The sequence below is a fragment of the Clostridium sp. FP1 genome, from assembly GCF_011065975.2.
GTDB classification, from domain to species: Bacteria; Bacillota; Clostridia; order Clostridiales; family Clostridiaceae; genus Clostridium_AD; species Clostridium_AD tagluense.
In genome coordinates this window covers 182,036-203,636 of record NZ_JAAMNJ020000002.1, presented here as the reverse complement: position 1 = coordinate 203,636, position 21,601 = coordinate 182,036, and the positions used below count along the sequence as shown (strand labels likewise).

Annotated in this window: 22 protein-coding genes and 2 pseudogenes; 14 read left to right on the top strand and 10 right to left on the bottom strand. The window is 30.5% G+C overall.

The annotated features are described in order from the left end of the window. Window positions 1-226: 226 nt before the first annotated feature. Complete coding sequence (locus G9F70_RS25700) at window positions 227-556, bottom strand: ASCH domain-containing protein (RefSeq protein ID WP_164947221.1); 330 nt, start codon at window positions 554-556, stop codon at window positions 227-229. Between the two features lie 42 nt (window positions 557-598). On the opposite strand from G9F70_RS25700, the pseudogene G9F70_RS25695 reads away from it, so the two are divergent. Then, window positions 599-741 (top strand): annotated as a pseudogene (locus G9F70_RS25695) (ATP-binding cassette domain-containing protein); the annotation flags it as partial. A gap of 51 nt (window positions 742-792) precedes the next feature. On the opposite strand, the gene G9F70_RS25690 reads toward G9F70_RS25695, so the two are convergent. Together G9F70_RS25690 and G9F70_RS25685 are read right to left on the bottom strand one after the other, a co-directional pair. Continuing rightward, window positions 793-1,686 carry a polysaccharide deacetylase family protein gene (locus tag G9F70_RS25690; protein WP_164947222.1) on the bottom strand — a complete coding sequence of 298 codons (894 nt, stop codon included), beginning with the start codon at window positions 1,684-1,686 and terminating at the stop codon, window positions 793-795. A gap of 109 nt (window positions 1,687-1,795) precedes the next feature. After that, on the bottom strand, window positions 1,796-2,491 hold the full coding sequence (locus G9F70_RS25685) for a class I SAM-dependent methyltransferase (protein WP_164947223.1): 696 nt from the start codon (window positions 2,489-2,491) through the stop codon (window positions 1,796-1,798). Window positions 2,492-2,832: 341 nt separating this feature from the next. Here G9F70_RS25685 and tnpA point away from each other — a divergent pair, with 341 nt between their 5' ends. The 5 genes from tnpA (at window position 2,833) to G9F70_RS25660 (ending at window position 7,709) form a co-directional block, all read left to right on the top strand. After that, window positions 2,833-3,234, top strand: a complete 402-nt coding sequence (tnpA, locus tag G9F70_RS25680) for an IS200/IS605 family transposase (protein ID WP_164947224.1) — start codon at window positions 2,833-2,835, stop codon at window positions 3,232-3,234. A 17-nt stretch (window positions 3,235-3,251) separates the two neighbouring features. After that, window positions 3,252-4,712, top strand: a complete 1,461-nt coding sequence (locus G9F70_RS25675; protein ID WP_224617939.1) for a transposase — start codon at window positions 3,252-3,254, stop codon at window positions 4,710-4,712. Window positions 4,713-4,974: 262 nt separating this feature from the next. Next, on the top strand, window positions 4,975-5,730 hold the full coding sequence (locus G9F70_RS25670; protein WP_164947679.1) for a PHP domain-containing protein: 756 nt from the start codon (window positions 4,975-4,977) through the stop codon (window positions 5,728-5,730). Window positions 5,731-5,821: 91 nt separating this feature from the next. Next, window positions 5,822-6,334 carry a DUF3189 family protein gene (locus G9F70_RS25665; protein WP_164947680.1) on the top strand — a complete coding sequence of 171 codons (513 nt, stop codon included), beginning with the start codon at window positions 5,822-5,824 and terminating at the stop codon, window positions 6,332-6,334. 823 nt (window positions 6,335-7,157) lie between these two features. Continuing rightward, the gene (locus G9F70_RS25660; RefSeq protein ID WP_164947681.1) at window positions 7,158-7,709 is read left to right on the top strand and encodes a signal peptidase II; all 552 of its coding nucleotides are present in this window, start codon (window positions 7,158-7,160) and stop codon (window positions 7,707-7,709) included. Between the two features lie 491 nt (window positions 7,710-8,200). Here G9F70_RS25660 and G9F70_RS25655 read toward each other — a convergent pair whose 3' ends face one another. Then, the gene (locus G9F70_RS25655) at window positions 8,201-9,247 is read right to left on the bottom strand and encodes a BtrH N-terminal domain-containing protein (protein ID WP_164947682.1); all 1,047 of its coding nucleotides are present in this window, start codon (window positions 9,245-9,247) and stop codon (window positions 8,201-8,203) included. A 79-nt stretch (window positions 9,248-9,326) separates the two neighbouring features. Then, a complete protein-coding gene (locus tag G9F70_RS25650; protein ID WP_224617938.1) occupies window positions 9,327-10,226 on the bottom strand; it encodes a MerR family transcriptional regulator in 900 nt (299 codons plus the stop codon). 305 nt (window positions 10,227-10,531) lie between these two features. On the opposite strand from G9F70_RS25650, the gene G9F70_RS27190 reads away from it, so the two are divergent. The 4 genes from G9F70_RS27190 to G9F70_RS25635 all read left to right on the top strand — a co-directional run bounded on the left by G9F70_RS27190 (window position 10,532) and on the right by G9F70_RS25635 (window position 14,032). Next, a complete protein-coding gene (locus G9F70_RS27190) occupies window positions 10,532-10,660 on the top strand; it encodes a hypothetical protein (RefSeq protein WP_263488331.1) in 129 nt (42 codons plus the stop codon). A gap of 144 nt (window positions 10,661-10,804) precedes the next feature. Next, the gene (locus G9F70_RS25645; RefSeq protein WP_164947684.1) at window positions 10,805-11,074 is read left to right on the top strand and encodes a CD3324 family protein; all 270 of its coding nucleotides are present in this window, start codon (window positions 10,805-10,807) and stop codon (window positions 11,072-11,074) included. Between the two features lie 338 nt (window positions 11,075-11,412). Further along, window positions 11,413-11,961, top strand: a complete 549-nt coding sequence (locus tag G9F70_RS25640; RefSeq protein ID WP_164947685.1) for a DUF6144 family protein — start codon at window positions 11,413-11,415, stop codon at window positions 11,959-11,961. A gap of 679 nt (window positions 11,962-12,640) precedes the next feature. Beyond that, window positions 12,641-14,032, top strand: coding sequence for a transposase (locus tag G9F70_RS25635; RefSeq protein ID WP_164948120.1), 1,392 nt, complete (start codon window positions 12,641-12,643; stop codon window positions 14,030-14,032). Between the two features lie 51 nt (window positions 14,033-14,083). Here the strand turns inward: G9F70_RS25635 and G9F70_RS25630 are convergent, their stop codons facing one another. The 4 genes from G9F70_RS25630 to G9F70_RS25615 all read right to left on the bottom strand — a co-directional run bounded on the left by G9F70_RS25630 (window position 14,084) and on the right by G9F70_RS25615 (window position 16,374). Continuing rightward, window positions 14,084-14,710 (bottom strand): hypothetical protein, encoded by a 627-nt coding sequence (locus G9F70_RS25630; RefSeq protein WP_164948114.1) that lies wholly within the window; start codon window positions 14,708-14,710, stop codon window positions 14,084-14,086. 1 nt (window position 14,711) lies between these two features. Next, entirely contained in the window at window positions 14,712-15,032 is a 321-nt protein-coding gene (locus G9F70_RS25625) for a PadR family transcriptional regulator (RefSeq protein ID WP_164948115.1), read from the bottom strand. Window positions 15,033-15,352: 320 nt separating this feature from the next. After that, window positions 15,353-15,958, bottom strand: a complete 606-nt coding sequence (locus G9F70_RS25620; protein ID WP_224617937.1) for a sugar O-acetyltransferase — start codon at window positions 15,956-15,958, stop codon at window positions 15,353-15,355. Between the two features lie 269 nt (window positions 15,959-16,227). Continuing rightward, window positions 16,228-16,374, bottom strand: a complete 147-nt coding sequence (locus tag G9F70_RS25615) for a hypothetical protein (protein WP_164948045.1) — start codon at window positions 16,372-16,374, stop codon at window positions 16,228-16,230. Window positions 16,375-16,536: 162 nt separating this feature from the next. Between G9F70_RS25615 and G9F70_RS25610 the strand changes: the two genes are divergently transcribed. Both G9F70_RS25610 and G9F70_RS25605 read left to right on the top strand, forming a co-directional pair. Further along, window positions 16,537-18,804, top strand: a complete 2,268-nt coding sequence (locus G9F70_RS25610) for an ATP-binding cassette domain-containing protein (RefSeq protein WP_164948046.1) — start codon at window positions 16,537-16,539, stop codon at window positions 18,802-18,804. A gap of 11 nt (window positions 18,805-18,815) precedes the next feature. Next, entirely contained in the window at window positions 18,816-19,235 is a 420-nt protein-coding gene (locus G9F70_RS25605; protein ID WP_164948047.1) for a MarR family winged helix-turn-helix transcriptional regulator, read from the top strand. A gap of 388 nt (window positions 19,236-19,623) precedes the next feature. On the opposite strand, the gene G9F70_RS25600 is transcribed toward G9F70_RS25605, so the two are convergent. After that, a complete protein-coding gene (locus G9F70_RS25600) occupies window positions 19,624-20,229 on the bottom strand; it encodes a sugar O-acetyltransferase (RefSeq protein ID WP_164951728.1) in 606 nt (201 codons plus the stop codon). Window positions 20,230-20,881: 652 nt separating this feature from the next. Between G9F70_RS25600 and G9F70_RS27565 the strand changes: the two genes are divergently transcribed. Together G9F70_RS27565 and G9F70_RS25595 are read left to right on the top strand one after the other, a co-directional pair. Further along, entirely contained in the window at window positions 20,882-21,019 is a 138-nt protein-coding gene (locus G9F70_RS27565; RefSeq protein ID WP_164947711.1) for a hypothetical protein, read from the top strand. Next, a pseudogene (locus G9F70_RS25595) lies at window positions 20,998-21,216 on the top strand (IS1595 family transposase); the annotation flags it as partial. The gene G9F70_RS27565 and the pseudogene G9F70_RS25595, both read left to right, overlap by 22 nt. Window positions 21,217-21,601: the final 385 nt, after the last annotated feature.

Here is a 21,601-nt window from a genome sequence, read left to right as displayed (position 1 = left end):
TAAGCCACATTAAATAATATTGGACTATCACCAGCTACAATATTTTACCATTAATTTTTCTTTTGTGAATTTGAATGGTGTATTTTAAGTGCATATTAGTATTCAAATAATTTCATCTCACGCCAAAAAAAACACTATATAGTGGGAATATTGTAATTTTATTAAATTGGTTTATGCTGCAATTTTAGACTGCGCTAATGTTTGCTTATAACAAACTCCGAGGATATCAAAAGCGATCTCCTTCGCCCTCCTTAAAAGCATGCCTTTCTGACACTTTCCAAAATGGGCAAGTATAAACTTTAGTTGTTTCAGTTATACAAACAGCATTGCTATCAGAGTCTAAAATAATATTCAAACCACCTATTGGTGGCAACGGGCTGTTATCAAGTTCATATAATTTATAAGCCGATGCAGTTGCTGTCTTGATACCCTCTACTACAAGTTTTGCAAGTTCATTCGCTATTAAAGTGTCTCCACCAAAACACCAAGCATCATAAGTCTTATTTTTTACATGATTGTTTTGGGTATATAAATCCCACATTTCTTTTTCGGTCATATGTTTTAAACCTCCTTATATAATCTTTGCGCTTAGTTATTTTCAGGACAGTTTTCTATGGGGATGAAGCAAAGGCTTGAATTTGCAATTGCACTACTAAACAACCCCAAATGCTGATTTTGGAAGAACCTACAAATGGCCTGGACCCACTTGGAATACAAGATTTAAGAGAGATAATACTTTCCTTGTGAAATGTAGTTAAATCATATCCTGGGGCGCTGCAATATCATATGATTTTATAAATAAAAATACTTAAATAAATACCAGCTATGATTTACTCTTGTTTGAAAAGAATTACTGTGATGAAACCCGCTAATAAATACTCGATTAAGATTTAAAATTCCATTAGACTTATTTGCCCATCTTCCATTAGTAGTAAATGCCATTTCATAACCTGCAGCATTTACTGCTTTTAATGTATCTAAATTATAGTTTCCAAAAGGATAGGATATATATCTAACCGTCTTATTTAAAGTCTTTTCAATATACTCCTTAGATGCTTTTAGAGTTTTTAGCTGGGTAGCATAAGTGAGTGTCCCTAATTTGTCATGTAAATTAGTATGACTCTCTATATCTATTCCGTTGTTTTGCATTTCTTTTAGCTGCTCTGAGGATAAAGACTTCTTACATTTATCTACAGAATCTGTTATTACAAAAATGGTTGCTTTAAAATTATATTTTTTTAAAATTGGAAATGCATTAGTATAGTTATCCTCATAGCCATCATCGAAGGTAATAAGAACAGATTTTTTAGGGATGGGCTTATTTTTAACCATAAAATTATATAACTCATCAGTACTTACTGTTGTAAAGCCATTATCCTTAAGATACTTCATGTCCATATTAAATTTATCAGTGCTAACCACATATGGATTTAATTTTACTGTTCCAATAGAGTGATACATTAAAATAGGAACACTTTCATTATTATCTTTTAAAGATAATTTTTTTGATATTTCGTTGTTACTTTCACTCTTAAATACAGAACATGTTGATTTTAAAGCATAAAATTCTTCATTATAACTCTCAATTTTTAGCTCTTTATTATAATGCCCTATTCCAAGCCAGCCAATTATTCCAACGATAATTATAACAAGGAATTTCAATTTTTTTTTTATTGTTTTAGCCATATTTATTCTGTCTCCTTATTAAGTGTAGATCAAATCATTAAGTCTCGCACTATTAAACCACTGTGCTCTAACATATGAAAACGTCTAAAAATTATGCTCCTAACCTTCATTACTTTTTTCGTAAAATAACATGATGAAAGGATGCTATGGCTTTATACTCTTCCAATTCACTTACCTTCAATTCCATTTCCAACATCTGCTCTTGCCATGTCTTATCCTTTTGAATCTCCTGATTCTGCTGCAAACTCCAAAATGTTCTAGCCCCCAAAATTCTTTCTATTTTAAATTTATCTGACCATTCTAATATCTCTGTATCTTCATAGTAATTAACAGTACCAAACTGTTGTGCATGTCCATTCTCGCCTTTTAATAACTCATTGGAATGTTCAAAATTATTCAATAACACTACCATCTGCATAACTCTTCCGGCCTTATTATGTTTTAAAACAGAAAGATAGCCCTTGGTCTTTAATATCCTTGAAAATTCTTTAATAATTTCTTCTCTTTCATCTGCATATTCAAAAACATTATGGCACAATATCGCATCAAATGATTCATCTTGAAAATTCTTAAGTTCCCTCATATCTCCTTTTATTTGTATATAATTGTTTTCTGTAAATCTATTCTGAAGCATCTTTTCATCTGGCTCAATTGCTATAACCTCATTGTCTATAGCAAAATGGTCAGCTGTTATGCCATTTCCACTTCCAAAATCCAAAACTCTTTTATTATGGATGAATTTTAGCTGTTCCCATGTCATTTTCTTTTGTAACAACGCCCAAGGAGCAATACCTTTAATTATCACCCTTAACACCTCTTATTATCATGCTATAAAAACAACTTTTACATCATCTTTTCTTACCACTGCAACACAATTTAATAATACTACATCTTAACATTTAGGAATATTGTACCATAAACAACAAACTTCTTATAGTTTTAAGATTTTTTTTGGCCCCAAATACTTTAGTATTATCCAGTAATATGGGCAAAATAAAACTAAATGATAAACACGCCATAGGGAATTTACAATATTTGTGTGGAAAGCCCACTCCTTCAGGTGTGGGATGGATAGCATAAGAAACTAGTTTTGTTTTCGGGTATGAAATCATTTCCAACATACACATTTTGCGATATACTTTAATTATGGAAAATAAATATAGAACAACTAAAACTACAGTAAGTTTAATTAATTATCATTTTATATTTTGCCCAAGGTATAGAAGAAAAATATTCTTAATACCTAATTTGGAAGAAAGATTTAAGAATATGGTCAAATGTGTATGTGAGGAGATAGATATTAAAATTATCGCAATAGAATGTGATAAAGACCATACTCATATGGTTTTAAATTGTATTCCAACATTAAGTCCTGCGGATATTATGCAAAAAATAAAAGGTGTAACAAGTAGGGTTTTGAGAGACGAGTTTAACGAATTGAAGAAAATGCCTAGTTTATGGACTAGAAGTTATTTTATATCAACTGCCGGAAATGTAAGTAGTGAAACGGTAAAAAAATATGTGGAAAGTCAAAAAACAAGATATTAAAAAGCGAGGTGAATACTGTGCCAAATTATATTTTAACAGTAAAGCTAGATACGGAAAAATATCAAGAAAAGATTTTAAATAAAAGATTAGAAATAAGTAGGAATATATATAATAGCTGTTTAGGAGAATTATATAAAAGATATAATAGCATGAGAAAGTCTAAAGAATATAGGAAAGTTGTTAAAATGACTATAGGAAAAGACCGTAACAAACAATTCAATGAATTAAATAAAAAATATGGTTTGACAGAGTATTCACTTCATGATTTTGTAAAACCTATTCAAAAACATTTTAAAGGCAATATAGATAGCTTCACCGCTCAAAAAATAGCTTCACGGTGCTTTAGTGCATTTCAAGGATTAATGTTTCATACTGCAAATAGGGTTTGTTTTAAGAAATATGGAGAAATGAACAGTGTAGAAGGAAAATCCAATAAAACAGGAATTAGATTTAAAGACGGTAAGCTATTTTGGAATGGATTAGAAACAGATGTGATTATAAATAAAAATGATGAATATGCAGAAATTTCGCTATTAAACAAAGTTAAATATTGTAGAATAGTTAGAAAATTTATTCGTGGAAAATATAAATATTATATTCAATTAGTTTTAGATGGTATTCCTCCTGTTAAATATAATAAAAAAACTGGGGAAGTTAAAAATAGTATAGGCAAGGGCAATGTTGGAATAGATATTGGAACTCAAACTATAGGAATTGCTTCAAAATATGATGTTAAATTATTAGAATTAGCACCCGAAATTAATAATATTGAAACAATTAAAAGAAGATTATTAAGAAAACTAGATAGACAAAGAAGAATTAACAATCCTAATAATTTTAATGAAAATGGTACAATAAAACATGGTGTAAAATTAATATGGGTTAAATCCAATAAGTATATTAAAATGCAAAATGAATTAAGAGATATTCAAAGGAAACAAGCTGATATAAGAAAGCAAAGTCATAATATTTTAGCTAATAAAATAGTGGGTTTAGGTGATAGGATATTAGTGGAAACAATGAACTATAAAGGATTGCAAAAACGTTCCCAAAATACTACCGTAAATGAAAAAACAGGAAAATTTAATAAGAAAAAAAGATTTGGAAAGTCTTTAGCGAATAAAGCACCAAGTATGCTTTTAACTATATTAGACAATAAATTAAAGTGGAATAATACTGAATTATATAAAGTTAATACTTATAAAATAAAAGCATCACAGTATAACCATTTTGATGATAAGTATAATAAAAAAGAATTAAGTGAACGTTTCAACATATTTAATATAGATAATGAAGAAATTAAAATTCAAAGAGATTTATATTCTAGTTTTTTAATAATGAATGTAAAAGAAAATTTAGAAGAAATAGATAGAGAAAAGTGTTTCAGCGAATACGGTAATTTTAAAATGCTTCATGATAAAGAAATAAATAGATTATTAAGTAGTGACAATAAGAAAATACCAAGTATGGGAATATAAAAAAAATAAGGTTTTGATATGAGCCTTTAAACTATCGTTAATTTATCCATTGGGATAATTGGTAGTAAAAGTCTTAGAGAAGTCATTTAGTTCTTATATGTTGTAGTTTATAGTTTTTATATAAATGAGAGTATAGGAGAAGATAATGTATTTAAGAACCCCATGCCTTTAGGCGTGGGAGTATCAGAATGTGGATACAAGAAGCTTTTCAATCTGATAATGAAGCGCTAATTAAAAGATATTAAACCATGGAGGGGATAAAATGAGCTTTAAGATTATTGCAGACTATCATACTCATACTAATATTGCAAAGGGACATATTCCCCTATTTAGTACTATTTTGGGAGAACATGCAAGTGGAAGTATTGAATCAAATGTTAAAGCTGGAATAAAAAGAGGATTAAAAGAAATTGCCATAACAGACCATGGTTATAAACATATTACCTTCGGGATGAAACTAAATCAATATGAAGAATCACGTAAATTAATTGATGATCTTAATAAGAGTTCATTATTGAAGGAGAATGACTTTAAGATTCTTCTTGGCGTAGAATGTAATATTCTCACTAAAAAAGGGGATATAGATATTAAAGATGAAGTAATTGATTACCTTGACATAATTTGTGTGGGTTATCATCCTGGAGCAGTACAAAATCCATTTTTATTGAGGAATTATACAGAAGCTGCAATTAACGCTATTAAAAAATATGAAATTACCATATTAAATCATCCTTTAGAGCATGTTAATCCAGATATTATCGAAATTGGAAAGGTTGCTGCTCTAAGAAATACTGCTTTGGAAATTAACAGAAGTCATAGGAATATGGATATTCAAACAATAAGAAAGTTAAAGAATTTGGGTGTCAAATTTTCATTAGGAAGTGATGCACACAAATCAGAGGATATAGGGTATTTTGGTAAAGCTTATAAAATTGCAGTTGAGGCAGGCCTTACAGATGATGATATTGTTAATGCTTATGGAAATGCACATAAATCAATGAAATTATTAAGACATTAAGTTTGATAATGGTAAATGTTTAATATCAATGTTTAATGCATATACTACAATTATTAACCAAAGCTAAAAAATAAGAAATCAGGTGATTTAAATGATATACATATATAATTGTTATGGAGGAACTCATTCATCTATTTTAGCAATTGCTTATCACTTGAAAATGCTGGATGAAACCCGAGAACCAACTAAGGATGAAATATTGGAATTACCTAACTTTAATAAGTTAGTATATGGAAATTGTGGAGAACTTTTTTATTATGGAAGTGATGAAGCTGGAAACAAAGTTTATGCTGTAGGTAGGGGACGTTCAAAGGTTTTGATTCCAGGATTATATAATCTAGCTTCTATGCTTCATAAACAAAATCTATTAAATGAGAAAATTGTATTTTCCAATACGTCGCCAACTGTTCCATTACCAATGACCTTTGGTGGATTTTTTTCTAGGTGGCTAAAAATTGATTTTATAGGAGTGCCATTGCTTGTAAAGGGAGCAAAACAATCATACACGGACGTTATAAAACTTGTAAATCACACAAAGAAGGCAGCAAAGGAAGACCCATCAGGGGTTATTATTTTAGATAATAACGAATTTAAGAAAAAGTGATTTTTAACTATTATACGGGTTACATCAACTAAAAGCTGATTTAACTTTTTATCTCGAGACGGAAAAGTAATTAATAGTATATGGCAAATCATTTAAAAGTGACAAAGCCATACCAACAAAATGGTTAGGGGATTTTTTGTTTTATACAATATTACAAAGAATTTGTGCGGAAAGCCCACTCTCTTTAGGTGTGGGATGGATAGCACTACTAAAATATACCATTAGACATGGTTATTTTAGTACGATATAATATACTTAGGTTTTGAAACGAGCCATATACTATCGTTAATGTGTCAATTGTGATGCTTGATAGTGAAATTCTTGAAGAAAATAATTAGTTTTTATATGTTGTAATTTATAGTTTTTATTATAAATGAGAGTATAAAAGAAGTTATTTAGTATTCAAGAACCCCATTCATTTATGTGTGGGAGTTTCAGTTTCAGGTATATATAAAGTAAGTAACAATTCTAACTTTGTATTTTATGGTGTATGTTTAATATTTTTAGGATGTGCAATAAATTGGATTATAGTTTGTTTTATATATAATAAGGAAGGGTATAAGGGATTTCCAGCAACTTTTATTCCTTTTATTTTGACATTGTCACTATTCTTGCAGTTTATACATTAAGTATTTAGTTCATAACTTCCTTATATATAGTCACAAGTAACCCCATATCATTAGATGTGGGGTTTTAATATATTAAGATGTGTTTATGTGTAAAGAGGTTATAATAGTAATATATCGTACATAATGGTATTATTTACTTATAAGTTAATTAGCATTATGCGAAGATTATTTATATTAGGTGGTGCAGAATAAATATGAAAATTCAAAACAAAAAGACATGTATAGCAGTGCTTATTTTAGTAACAATAGAGCAGGTTATTAAAATAGTAATTAACAACAATTTTCTTCACAAAAAATTTCCTATATTGCCTCCTTTGCTATACTTTGATCCTATGTTCAATAGGGACTATTCATGGTTTAATTCTATGTTGCAATTAGGTATCGGTAAATGGATACATATTTCAATAGTAGCAATTATGAGTATATTAATATATCTGTTTTATAAATATCTAAATAAGCAATTTGGCACTAACAAATTTATTAATATTATGTACGCTTTTGTATTTTCTGGTGCTATGTGTTCATTAATTGACAAGATTTTTTGGAACGGTAGTTTAGATTACATATTAGTAAATGGCTTTTTTACCTTTGACTTAAAAGATGTATATATTAATATTTTTAATTTTTTTATTGGACTACTAATCTTATCAGTAATCTTAAACTACCCCTTAAAAAACAAAGTTTTAAACCAAATTGATGATAATATAGTAAAAGATTTCACTAAATATATTCTACGAAAATCATAAACATAAGTTACATCATCCTCTTTATATTTTTAGGGTATTTTTGCCACCACCCCCCCCCGAAAAGGTGAAATAAGAAAAATGTACACTTACAGTTCGCTAAATTATGCTATTTAGCGAACTGTTTGACTTATAGAACCTTAATCTCTTTAATCTGATGCTCTCCATTTCGTAGATCTACTTTAAATAGTCCACCTGGGACAGATTTTACTATGTTGATATCTGCTCCACAGTAAGTTGTTTGATTATCTACAAATTACAAACTAGTTATAAAATATATATTTAATCATACCATAATTTGAGTATAGTTACATTTTTGAAGAATGGGCAATAGCAACAATATGAAAGTAACTCAATTGGTATTGTGTTACTTTCAAAATATCAATACGCTCTTAATAAAGTAACCCCCTATCTAATTATATGGGGTTACTTGTGACTACATAAAAGAATGATGTGACTTAACCACAACACTTATCATCTACTACTAAAGAATTTTATAACAAAAAATTGTGGAATGCTTCAGTTTCGTAATTTTGCATTATGCCAAACAGTTCCACATATTTAGCTGTATCAGTAAAATAACTGTTAAGAATATCTTTTACCATGTGATTTGATATCTGATTTATAATATTACCGCTCTTTTCAAACAGTACTGAGGCCCTTTTCCAATTGTCATTTCCATATTGACTGGCATATGTTCTAAGTGCCTTTGCCATTAAATCCCGTGACCCTCTGTGGGGATTATTAATACCTGAATTCATTTCATCGAGCTCTTTTGGAAGCTCTGGGAGAACACTGCCCGTAAATGTGATAAAGTGCTTGTAGATGGCTGTTATCATGCCACTATTGTATGTGTTTGACCATAAAGAAAGTTCTTTTATTAAACTTGTTATTCCTTTTGTACCCATAAAGCCTACGGTTGGCTCTAGAAATCGCTTTGACATACCTTTTAGCCCTGCTTCAATCACCGTTTTGTCATTAAGGATAGTGCCCTCAAACTCAATTCCAAAATAGGTGTTTTTTCTACTGAAACCTTCATAATCCTCTGCCCAAGCTAACCTTAAATCATTATTTAAAATAGTTTGAATACCAGTTTTTGAGTTATCTTGGACATAGACTTCGTTGTCATCATATCCTACTAATAACACAATATGTCCTGGAATATGTATATTTTGATAAAACTTTTCTTGATAAGCCAGGTGATACATATCCAGACCAAATAAAATGACAGGTACATCATTGTCGATTAGTTTTTTGATTTTAGTCATGACTGAGGTGAATGCCTTACCCTCCGATTGATAAATTTTATAACCCATAATATCCTGCCAAAATTCATATTGACTTTTAAGTGTTCCAGAGCTTAAAAATATCATTTTAGGTGGAATTAAGTTTTTATTTGTTATCACTTGAAAACCCATCTGACAGTAAAAAATGAGCTCATCGGGAATACGGCTTTGTGTTTTCCACTCATAGATGTCACACAGGCCATTTACTGGGCACAAATAATCTGCTGTTCTATGGGGCAATTTTAAAATTTTCATAATAAGTCCTCCTGCTAATATGTTTCTAAAACTGATTATATAGTTTCACCTAACAGGAAGGTCAAGCATTATGTTGAATTTATTTCTTTACTATTGGTATTTGAATTTCCGTAACCCATTCATCTTCATATGAAGTGTCAAACGAGCCTTTAATATGGCATTCCCTTGGGTTCTCTATCATAGAATAACCATTTTTCTCTATCCAGTCCATGATATATCCATATGCTTTTGGAAGTCTCTCATAAGAGCCTTTATGAAAAGCGCAAGCAAACAACGTAGAGTCGTATATTTTGAACTTTTGTTTTTTATCATCAGCAACCGCAGTAGGCAGTTCTACTGCTTGTGCATATTCTATCCTTATATCACTTTCTTTGTATTCGCTGTCAAGATAAGCAATATAAGCGTAGGGAGGACTTAAGAATTTTATATTGAGTTCACTTTGTTTAAGTTTATTTATAGTGTCTAAAATAAATTTTGAAATTCCTTCAAATCCTGGTACAATCCCTTGTTCATAGTAAACTTTGTGCTGAGGCATATTTTTTAATGTAACTTGATAATCAGTTTGTTTTGTATTGTTAACATCATCTAGTAAGTAGTTAATACGAGAAAGCCTGTCTTGAAGCAATTTAATTTCATTTTCGGTATTTATCTTATTAGCTTGATAGATTTCAGCTATCTCTATTTTGTTATTACTAATAATAACTTTTTTGATTTCGTCAATAGGAATTCCGATTTGTCGTAGGGCTATAATTCTATTTAAATCAAAAAATTGTTTTGGCTCGTAATAACGGTATCCGTTATTGTCATCTACAAAAGACGGTTTCAGCAACCCCACTTCATCATAAAATCTTAGAGTTTTTGTAGTTGTTTTTGCAAGCTTTGAGAAATCTCCTATACGAAACACCAATATCACCTCTATGTTGGTACTTTTTTCTACAATATCACTATTCATATTATATGAGCAATCTTCGCAACGCACTTAAATACTAGTACGACATAAGATTTTCCCTTAATTATACCATAATTACCATTAATTCTATATAAAAATTAAAATAGGTTTTATACAATAAAATCAAAAATAAATTAAAAATGTAATACCGACAGTACATTGATGGTATAAGGGTTTAGAGTTAATAAAGTATGCCAATATAAATATAAATTTTATATTGTTTTATCTTATTAATTTACTTAGATTAGGAGCCCATTTTGAGTGTGTAATTTGTATAAGATAATATACAAATCTATCTCTTTTATTCTAGTGACCGTTTATGGGAGGTGGCCATTATGTTACTTTCAGAATATCAATATACACTTAATATATTAAACCCCCATATCATTAGATATGGGATTACTTGCGATGACATAAAAGAAGATTGTAATGGCAGTTGTGGTAATATAAGTATGATATTATAATTTACAAGATCATGAAAAAGGAGGTTTGAAAGTGTATGATTAATCCAATCGTTATTGTTGCATAGCAAAGGCTATTGCAACGAGCAGTTAAAACACATAGCCTTTGCTATTCCTAATAGAAACAAAACCTTTAGGAGGGCAAAGATGAGCTATAACAAAGTAATTTGTATACTCCCTAATGATTTGATTGAAAAGGTTCAGGAATATATAGATGGGGAGTTTATCTATATTCCAAGAAAATCAAGTAATAAAAAGGAATGGGGAGCCAGGACCTCTATCCGTCAAGAATTATATAAACGAAATACACAGATTTATGAAGACTATTTGGCGGGTCATAGTTCACAATATTTATCTGGAAAATATTTTTTATCCTTGAAAAGTATACAAAGGATAATAAGGGAACAAAAAAAATAGTGCTTAACTTTCGAAATGAGCCAATGCAGTTTTGTTACTGTATTGGCTCATTTTTTTTTATTAACTGTCTTTAAGGTTTAGCTTTGTATGCTCAGATGGTACAATTTAAGTAGAAAAATACTAGATTAGGAGGACTTATGATGAAAAAGTTTTGTGACAATCCACCTGTTATCTTCCTATTAATGCCTAATATAAATGAGAAATTTTCATGCAAAAGTTAACCTGGGATATACAGTATCTATCACCACCACTTACAATTAAATATTGTAAGAAGTGTGGTAAAAGAACAGAGCACCGTAACCACAGCTCACAAAAAATTAAGAAAATGAGGTTTTATTATGTTTGATATTAGAAAAATCCAAGAGCAAGTAATTTTTGGTGCCGTAAAAAATGCCAGTGACGATAAAATGGCAACAAAAATTGTATATGGAGAACACCAGCTATCTTCATCAGAAGATAATGCGACATGGGTGAAATCCACCATGAACAGATTAGAACGCAACTTTGATAGGTCTACCGTTAAACAGATTAGAATGAATTGTCAATGTGGATATGGTATGGATGAAAAATTAGCGTTAGTGCAAGAACTAGTTGCATCATCCTCTAATTTAGAAGAATTTTCAAACCAAGATAAAGCAAAGGCAGCTGGACTATCTTGCACAAATGGAGAACTCTATCTACAATTTCCGTTTTGCCCTTGTCCGATGCTTGCCAATGTGGATAAATTAAATACGGATACATGGTGTCAATGCACTGCAGGGTATAGTAAAGTCCTTTTTGAAAAAGCCTTTGGCTGTGAAGTCGTTGTAGAATTATTAAAAAGTATAAAAATGGGTGACGATATATGTCTTATGAAAATCATTCCTAGTGATTCTATTTGGAAATAGGCGAATAATCTACTAACATTTTTACCATTACTTTGAATTTTTGAGCAAGACCTTGATTTTTTCAATGTATAGCCCTATTAAATCATTGATTTATATGTGTTGTTAAGCATTCAGTTAAATTTAACTAGGCAAATACCTTTTTAATATAAGGTATATATTATTAAATTCATAGTATGCTTTTCAATCCTTTTTTTCTTACACGTATTATTAACCTAATGAACAGCATTATTAAGATCAATAAGCCTATATTTGGAATAATAAATTTATCATTGATTATTGTAAACAATAGGTTTCCATTAATGCTCATAATGTGAAACCCCGTAATATTCTGTATTCCATCTGTTATTAATGCCAAGCTGTATGGTACCATATTTAGGGTTAGTAAATATAGTAATATTAATAATACTGACATTATAAATATTACCGTTGATTTTACAGAATAATTATATGTGTTTTTAATACCCTTTAATAATTTATTTCCTAAAAGTTTAGTTAATATAATTGAAAACAACGTTCCTAACAAAAACATAGTAACTCAAACTTCGCACATAAAAACATGACTTAGACCATTGAAAAATCAAGGATCCACAGTGTTTTAATATAGAAAAATCCTCTCAAAAATGATATAATGTAAGTAGTGACAAATACAAAAATATCATATTTAGGAGGATTCATTCATATGAACAATATACCACAAAACAGTCAAAATGAAAATGATTTTATGAAGTCTATAATGAATTTTATTAAACAATTTAAGGTTATTAGTGCTTTAAAAAAAGCAAATTGTTATAAAGAAAAAGGTATATGTGTTCGTGATATTTTTTGCTATTTACTTCAGATTGTTTATACAGGCAAAAGCATGTATATGAGTTATCAAACTGAAAGTAATGCTCCTAAATTTGGTAAAGATGTAGTATACAGATTCTTAAATTCAATGTACATAAACTGGCAATCATTCTTGTTAAAATTATCAGGAACTATTATAAATGAGAGTTTAGTAAACCTTACTTCTGAAAAACGTATCAACGCAATAGTTGTTGATGATTCTTTTTATGGTAGACTTAGAAGCAAAAATGTTGAATTACTTTCTAATGTAAATGACCATGCAAGCAAAGGTCAAAAATATAAAAAAGGATTTAGAATGCTTACTCTTGGATGGACTGATGGTAATACATTTTTACCTATTTTATTTAACTTACAAAGTTCAGAAAAGCAAAAAAATAGATACTGCGAAATGAAAGAAGGTTTAAACAAGAACACAATTGCATATAAACGTAGAAAACAAGCAATATCAAAGTCTACAGATGTTATGATTGAAATGCTAGAAGCTACTGTAAAGGCTGGCATTCCAGCAAAACATGTATTATTTGATAGTTGGTTTTCTTATCCTGTTACCATAATTAGAATATTTAAGCTTAAGCTACATACTGTAGGTAGGCTTAAAAACACTACAAAAATAAAGTACATTTTTGAAGGTGAAAGAAAAACTTTAGCTCAGATATACAAAGAAAAAAGAAAACGTCCAGGGAAATCAAAATATCTTTTATCAGTAATGGCACAAATATATGATGCTAACAATAATACATTGGATGTAAAAATAGTATTTGTGCGTGACCGTAATAATAAAAAGAAATGGATAGCAATTATTTCTACTGATTTAAGCTTATCCGAGGAAGAAATTATAACACTTTACGGTAAACGTTGGAGCATTGAAGTTTTCTTTAAAGTATGCAAATCCTATTTGAATCTTGGAAAGGAATTTCAAGGTCTTTCTTATGATTCAATGATTGCACATACTTCAATTGTGATGGTTCGATATATGATGCTTGCTGTTGAAAACAGAAATAATAAGGATTCACGTACAATGGGAGAAATATTTTTTCTAGCTTTTGATGAGCTTAAAGATATTCAATTTTCAGAAGTATTAGAAATAATCTTCAACATTCTACAAGAAACGCTGCAAGAATTATTGTTTTTAACTGTGGCGCAAATAGATAGTTTTATTGCCGCTTTTATTATAAAACTACCTAAATATATTTCAAGGAAATTCACTGCTAAAAAGATAGCTTAAAATCAAATTTTATCACTGTTTTAAGCCATCTTACCATTGATTTACAAGGTGTTATAGCTGTTTTTTTCCTGCGAAGTATGAGATAGTAATATATCTCCAATCAAAGAGATAAAGACTTTTAGTTGAATTTATTATATGAATTGTAGCACTAATTTTATCTAGGATAATGAACCGGAATATACCATACCCAGCCATGATTATCTTTTCTAAAATAAAAAATAATATATTACACAAAACTAGATTTTTAATCTTGTTTTTTTCATCTTTCAATTTTTTATTTATAAAAATAAATGAGGCACATACCAATGGTATAGTCATAATAACATAAGAAATCATAGAATTAGAATAAGCATTTTGCTCTACATTACCTAAAAATTTGAAAACAAAATATATTAAAAACATTTCTAACAAGCAATTCATTCTTTCTTTACTTGAAAAATCAATAAATTTATTATGTGAAGGCAAGTTATTTTTAATACTATTACCTATAAAATTACTTTCTCCAAAACCTTTAATTGATAATTTAATTGCATCCTTTTCAGATAACCCTTTATCCAAATATTCATTTTTTAAAAGTAATAGGTGATCTTTCATCTCAAACTCTAAATCTTTTTTATCATCTTCATTTATGCCTCTTTCACTTAAAAGTTCTTTAATATAATCTTCAAATCCATTCATATTAAACCTCCTTAAAAATATTTATTAAACTCGTTACTTTATTCCATTGGCTTATTCTTTCATTTAATGTTTTTTTTCCATCACTAGTAATCTTATAATACTTTCGTTTACCTGTTAGGTTATTCTCCTCCCAGTATGATTGGATTAGTTCCTTTTTTTCAAGCCTCTTTAATGCAGGATATAACGTTCCTTCACCCATAGCATATATCCCATCACTTTTTTCTTTAATACATTTAGCAATCTCATACCCATAGTTATCTTGTTTGTTAATTATAGAAAGTATAAGAATATCAATGCTACCTTTCATTATCTCTTTATCCATAAATCCACCCCCATACCTCGTAATACTACTTAAAATAAGTTTATCACTACATACCTCGTAATACAAGGTTGAATTCTAAAAAAACTTAATATTTACATTTATCAATGTTGATATATTAAAACGAATTGTCCACCGTAAATGTATACTTTTTTAAGCAATATATATAGCGTTCAATATATAAAAATTATCTTGAATGCTTTTCATATATTGCTTAAACTAATCAAAATAAATTTCTTCTTCTCTTCATAAGTAATTATATTTTGATGGATTTAATTAATTACACTATCTCTTTTGGTAGCAAACAATTATGTTATAAATAATTACAGTAAGTCTAACTTTGAGTCTTTTTCTGTGATTAATCTTATTGGTTTGCAGGGATTACCGCATGCAAGATAGTTATCCGGTATATCTTTTGTAACAATACTACCGGCGCCGATAACTGCGTTATTTCCAATATGAACACCGCCACAAACCACAACATTGCAAGCAATCCAAACATTATTTCCAATATGTATTTCCTTTGCGTATTCGGACATAGACACATGGCCATCCTCATATTTCATGGCAATTCTCTCTTCCGAAATGAGTGGATGTGAGGTTGCCATGATGGAAACGTTAGGCCCAAACATGACATTATCACCAATGTAAATTTTACCATCATCTAAAATCGTGGTATTAAAGTTCGCAAAGAAGTTCTCACCTATGAACGTATGGCACCCATAATTAAATTGTATAGGGCCTTGGAAATAGTATTTTTCTCCGATTTTTCCCACAAATTCTTTGATGATTGGCAGACGGCTTTCATCATACTCATTAAGCAAATTGAATTTCTGACAGAGAATATGTGCTTTATGCTTAATATCTCGAAGTTCTTTCGTACATGCATCAAACAGCCTACCTGCAAATATTTTTTCTTCTTCTATCATAGTTTACCTCCTAGAAATAATAGATTTAATTCGCAGAATATAAACAATCCTTACATCGTATCTTTCTACAATTGTCCAACAATATAAGAATATTCAATTAATGTTATGCCTAAAGGTCTTTTTTCACTCATATGTATCCCTCCCATTAATATCATAATATATGAAAATGGTTAAAGAATTTATTCTATTTAAATTTTTTCTGAAGGTTCTCTATATCTTCTTTGTTATCAATCCATTCTTCAGAATAACCACACACCACCTACATTGTCCTAGAAATATTCTTGCTGAAGGGGTACTCCAGTATAGGACAATTCATCCACTGGATTAACAGGCCCAAAAGCAAATGCAGCCTGAGGATCACTCTTTTCATCATTTAAATCGAATGGATTAACCGATGATTCTGTATTTTTATTCAAGTCATAATGCTTTCTTGAGTGAATTCTGATTGTTACGTTACTCTTCTATTATTAATTTTAAGCAACTATTGCAATCTAAAAATAAAAGTAGTAAAATATAATTAACCCAGTTATATATTTACACGGTAATGTAATCTATTTAAATGCTTGAAAGGTGATTTTATGGAGAAAGAAAATATAGAAGAATTCATACACGTGGTTGGAGCAAGAGAAAAAAATCTTAAAAATATAGATGTAAAAATTCCCAAGAAAAGGATAACTGTCTTTACTGGTGTTTCTGGCTCGGGGAAATCATCTTTGGTATTTGATACAATAGCGGCAGAATCACAACGGCAGCTAAATGAGACATATTCAAGTTTTATTCGCCATCGTTTACCACATTATGGGCAGCCCAATGTAGATGCCATTGAAAATTTATCTGTAGCAATTATCATTAATCAAAAGCGTATTGGCGGAAATGCGAGGTCAACGGTTGGGACAATTACCGATATATATTCTTTACTGAGATTATTGTTTTCTCGTATAGGAAAACCCTTTGTGGGTTATTCTGATGTTTTTTCATTTAATAATCCACAAGGAATGTGCCCTAAGTGTGAGGGGCTTGGAAAAATCGATATGATAAATATTGACCGCCTGTTAAATAGAAATAAGTCATTAAATGAGGGTGCAATTTTATTTCCAACCTTTGAGCCGGGAGGATGGAGGTTAAAACGATATATTCACTCAGGCTTTTTCGATAATGAGAAAAAAATAAAAGACTTTACAGAGGAAGAATTAGAGTTACTTTTATATAAGTCAGATATTAAAGTAATCACTTCCGATCCCGAATGGCCTAAGACGTCTCTTTATGAAGGACTGATTCCTAGAATTGAGCGAAGTTTTCTCAAAAAGGAAGATGGCGAAGCTACCAAATACAAAAAAGATATAGCTAAGATCGTTAGTAAAGAAACGTGCCCTGACTGTGGGGGCGCTAGATTATCACAATCTGTTTTGCAATGTAAAATAAACAATAAAAATATTGCGGACTGTGTTACAATGCAAATTACAGATTTGGTGGATTTCATCCGCACCATTAAAGACCCTAAAGCTGCAACTATGGTCATGGCTATAACTAATCGACTGGAACATTTAGTCTCAATCGGTCTCGGTTATTTAAGCCTAAACAGAGAAACATCCACGCTTTCCGGGGGTGAATCGCAGCGGATAAAAATGGTTCGGCAATTAGGCAGCAGCTTAACTGGTCTTACGTACATCTTTGATGAACCAAGCATTGGTTTACACCCACATGATGTAAATAAAATCAATACGCTTTTAAAACTTTTACGAGACAAAGGAAATACCGTCTTGATTGTTGAGCATGATCCGGATGTTATTAAAATTGCAGATTATGTCATTGACATGGGGCCGAAAGCCGGTATCAGCGGCGGTAAAATAACTTATCAGGGTTCATTAGATGGTCTTGTACATTCAGATACGCTGACAGGCAAAACTTTGTGTAGCCAACCCCGGTTAAAAGAGAATATTAGAACTTCCACTGGACATTTGTCTTTAGAAAAAGCTCAGTTGCACAATCTTAAAAATATTAGTGTAGATATTCCGAAAGGTGTTATGACAGTCGTGACGGGTGTCGCTGGTTCAGGTAAAAGTACGTTAATCAATCAGGTTTTACCTAAAGTTTATCCTGATACAATTTTTATTGACCAGAAGCCAATACAAACCTCAAAGAGATCTAATATTGCTACTTTTACAGGAATTTTTGATGATATTAGAGAACTATTTTCAAAAGCAAATCATGTCAAGCCTGCTTTGTTCAGCTTTAATTCACAAGGAGCTTGCCCCAACTGTAAGGGCTTGGGCGTAACCCATACAGACTTGGCGTTTATGGACACAGTCGTTACTGTGTGCGAGGTCTGCCAAGGAAGGCGATTTACAGACGAAGTATTAAGCTATCAATTGCGCGGTAAAAGTATCAGTGACGTTTTAAATATGACCGTTGACGAAGCCTTAGATTTCTTCTATGAAAAAGAAATAGTATCTACCTTGAAAAGATTAGCAGATGTAGGAATCACTTATATTACGCTTGGACAACCATTAAATACTTTGTCCGGCGGTGAATTGCAAAGAGTAAAACTTGCATCAGAGTTGGAAAACAGAGGAAATATTTATGTGCTGGACGAGCCTACAACAGGACTTCATATGTCCGACATATCACAGTTGCTTAAAGTTTTGAATCGCTTGGTTGAACAAGGCAGCACTGTAATTGTAATAGAACATAATTTAGATGTGATCAGTCAAGCGGATTGGATTATAGACTTAGGCCCTCTTGCTGGGCAAAATGGTGGCAATATCATGTTTGAGGGAACACCGAAGGATTTAATAAATTGTACCTCTTCCATTACAGGACAATACCTAAAAAAATATATTAAATAGGGAGAATTCTCATGGCTAAAAAAGAATTAGAAAATTGCTATATCCCTTTTCAGTGTATGATTATCAACAATATCAATCGCTTTAATATCGAGGGAGTGACAACAGCACAATATAATGTATTGGATATTTTAGATAAGCAAGGCTCTAAGACTACAAAGGAGCTGGCAGAAATCAGGGGGATTACTCAGGCTGGAATGTCTAAACTGACCAAAAGATTGTTAGAGAAAAAATACATTATTCAAAAGCGGCGGGTATCAGACCGCAGAGCCTATGATATTCTAATTACTTCGGATGGCAAGGATTTTCTTGCAAGATCAGAAAAGTTCAGAAATGAAATTATGGATTTAATTGAAAATACTCTTTCCGAAAAAGAGCTAGATTGTTTTGTACAGCTTTGTAAGAAAATTACTGATTCCTATGTTAAGGAATAATATAGACTGAAAATTCAACCTAACATTAATATTTGAAAACCAATTTCCAAGCGGTAATAAAAAAAACCGCAGTTTTGGCAGAGGATTTCTTATGCTAAAATTACATAGAGCATAGCTGAACGGCGGCATAAGGAGGATGCCGCTATGCAAAAACAACATCGACAAAATATGACGCTTTGTGACCGATCAAAAAAAGTTCTTGCTTTCCACGGGAGTATTGTGTCCGTAATTCTTCCTCTACATATATAAAAATCATTTTCCTCTATGCCCGCCTGGAGTTTTTTCAGTCGGGCTTTTTTGCGTCTAAATTTTTTTTAATATTCATAGCTATCGTTCGGCAAAGTGTGATGCCGTTTCAGTAGTAAGCAAACAATTATGTTATAAATAATTACAGTAAGTCTAACTTTGAGTCTTTTTCTGTGATTAATCTTATTGGTTTGCAGGGATTACCGCATGCAAGATAGTTATCCGGTATATCTTTTGTAACAATACTACCGGCGCCGATAACTGCGTTATTTCCAATATGAACACCGCCACAAACCACAACATTGCAAGCAATCCAAACATTATTTCCAATATGTATTTCCTTTGCGTATTCGGACATAGACACATGGCCATCCTCATATTTCATGGCAATTCTCTCTTCCGAAATGAGTGGATGTGAGGTTGCCATGATGGAAACGTTAGGCCCAAACATGACATTATCACCAATGTAAATTTTACCATCATCTAAAATCGTGGTATTAAAGTTCGCAAAGAAGTTCTCACCTATGAATGTATGGCACCCATAATTAAATTGTATAGGGCCTTGAAAATAGTATTTTTCTCCGATTTTTCCCACAAATTCTTTGATGATTGGCAGACGGCTTTCATCATACTCATTAAGCAAATTGAATTTCTGACATAGAATATGCGCCTTATGCTTAATATCTCGAAGGTCTTTCGTACGTGCATCAAACAGCCTACCTGCAAATATTTTTTCTTCTTCTATCATAGCTTACCTCCTAAAAATAATAGATTTAATTCGCAGAATATAAACAATTCTTACGTCGTATCTTTCTACAATTGTCCAACAATATAAGAATATTCAATTAATGTTATGCCCAAAGGTCTTTTTCACTCATATGTATCCCTCCCATTAATATCATAATATATTAGGACAATTCATCCACTGGATTAACAGGCCAAAAGCGAATGCAGCCTGAGCAGAATAATTGTATTATTATCTATATTAATAGGTATATATGTAATTCAATACCGTTTTTATGTCATTCAATACAATTCTATTGACAACTAGTTAAATTGCGCATACATCTTCCCAATTTTGTATTGGATATGCTTTAGAAAAACCTAAAATTCCAAAATCATTATTGAAAAAAGTCTAAGTCGCTTATGTTTAAGAAATATATCGATATTATTACAATTCTTAAGAGAAGTCCTAAATATATGCTATTACTTGGTCATATTCACAACCATTTTGTCCTTATTCAATTATATATCATATCCATATAATTATTCAAAAAATTTAACATAACTATGTATATATTGCTTCCATGATTTTAAAGTCCTTTAATTTTGTATCCGAGTGAGATGCAAATCTTTCTATCATAATAGCTCAAAGGAAATCATAAAAAAAATGGTTTTTAATGCCAAGAAGTTATCGTAAAATAGGTGAAGGAATAAAAAAACGTGGTATAAGCAATGAGAAGATATGTGTAGCTACAGCCATAGATAGAAATAACAATATCATTCTTGAAATTGTATTTATCATATCAATCATGTAAATAGTTTGCACAGCCAGTTTAAAAAATGGATGAATAAATTTAATGGAGTATCAACTAAATTTTTGGCAAATTATCTCCATTGGTTCAAGTGGTTACAATGTTTCAAAGATGATAAAGACATAATAAAAAGCAAAAATATTATAGTTCATAGCGCAACTAACTTTGTAGATACAGAATTGCTACTTATAAGGGCATAAAACCAATTTTTAAATAATTTAATCCCTTATACTTGAAATTTATGTTATTATTAGTGTATATACAGACTACAATTTAGTAAATAATTGCAAAATAGTGTGTACTAAGGATTATTTTTATTTTTATCCTATTTAAAAATGTTTAACAGAAAATTTTTTTGAAAAGTATATATCACTTCAAGGAATAAGTGAAGATAATATTAAAAATAAAATATCCTCCGCTAAGATAAATGTTATGAACAGGATTTTTATATATAATTAGGTCTCATATTTCTTATATAGTTTAAACTTATAAATGAATCTAAAAATATAAAGATTAATAAAACCATAGACTTTAGAACATATTCCATAAATTTACTTAAACAAATTAAATATGTAAAAAATAATT

Excerpts from the sequence above, each read along its gene's own strand:
- G9F70_RS27190 (WP_263488331.1), top strand. The coding sequence starts at position 10,532 with ATGTTACTTTCAGAATATCAATATACACTTAATATATTAAACCCCCAT.
- G9F70_RS25670 (WP_164947679.1), top strand. The coding sequence starts at position 4,975 with ATGAGCTTTAAGATTATTGCAGACTATCATACTCATACTAATATTGCA.
- G9F70_RS25665 (WP_164947680.1), top strand. The coding sequence starts at position 5,822 with ATGATATACATATATAATTGTTATGGAGGAACTCATTCATCTATTTTA.
- G9F70_RS25630 (WP_164948114.1), bottom strand. The coding sequence starts at position 14,710 with ATGAATGGATTTGAAGATTATATTAAAGAACTTTTAAGTGAAAGAGGC.
- G9F70_RS25645 (WP_164947684.1), top strand. The coding sequence starts at position 10,805 with ATGAGCTATAACAAAGTAATTTGTATACTCCCTAATGATTTGATTGAA.
- G9F70_RS25700 (WP_164947221.1), bottom strand. The coding sequence starts at position 556 with ATGACCGAAAAAGAAATGTGGGATTTATATACCCAAAACAATCATGTA.
- G9F70_RS25600 (WP_164951728.1), bottom strand. The coding sequence starts at position 20,229 with ATGATAGAAGAAGAAAAAATATTTGCAGGTAGGCTGTTTGATGCACGT.
- G9F70_RS25635 (WP_164948120.1), top strand. The coding sequence starts at position 12,641 with ATGAACAATATACCACAAAACAGTCAAAATGAAAATGATTTTATGAAG.
- G9F70_RS25655 (WP_164947682.1), bottom strand. The coding sequence starts at position 9,247 with ATGAAAATTTTAAAATTGCCCCATAGAACAGCAGATTATTTGTGCCCA.
- G9F70_RS25625 (WP_164948115.1), bottom strand. The coding sequence starts at position 15,032 with ATGGATAAAGAGATAATGAAAGGTAGCATTGATATTCTTATACTTTCT.
- G9F70_RS25690 (WP_164947222.1), bottom strand. The coding sequence starts at position 1,686 with ATGGCTAAAACAATAAAAAAAAAATTGAAATTCCTTGTTATAATTATC.
- G9F70_RS25610 (WP_164948046.1), top strand. The coding sequence starts at position 16,537 with ATGGAGAAAGAAAATATAGAAGAATTCATACACGTGGTTGGAGCAAGA.
- G9F70_RS25660 (WP_164947681.1), top strand. The coding sequence starts at position 7,158 with ATGAAAATTCAAAACAAAAAGACATGTATAGCAGTGCTTATTTTAGTA.
- tnpA (WP_164947224.1), top strand. The coding sequence starts at position 2,833 with ATGGAAAATAAATATAGAACAACTAAAACTACAGTAAGTTTAATTAAT.
- G9F70_RS25605 (WP_164948047.1), top strand. The coding sequence starts at position 18,816 with ATGGCTAAAAAAGAATTAGAAAATTGCTATATCCCTTTTCAGTGTATG.
- G9F70_RS25620 (WP_224617937.1), bottom strand. The coding sequence starts at position 15,958 with ATGATAGAAGAAGAAAAAATATTTGCAGGTAGGCTGTTTGATGCATGT.
- G9F70_RS27565 (WP_164947711.1), top strand. The coding sequence starts at position 20,882 with ATGCCAAGAAGTTATCGTAAAATAGGTGAAGGAATAAAAAAACGTGGT.
- G9F70_RS25640 (WP_164947685.1), top strand. The coding sequence starts at position 11,413 with ATGTTTGATATTAGAAAAATCCAAGAGCAAGTAATTTTTGGTGCCGTA.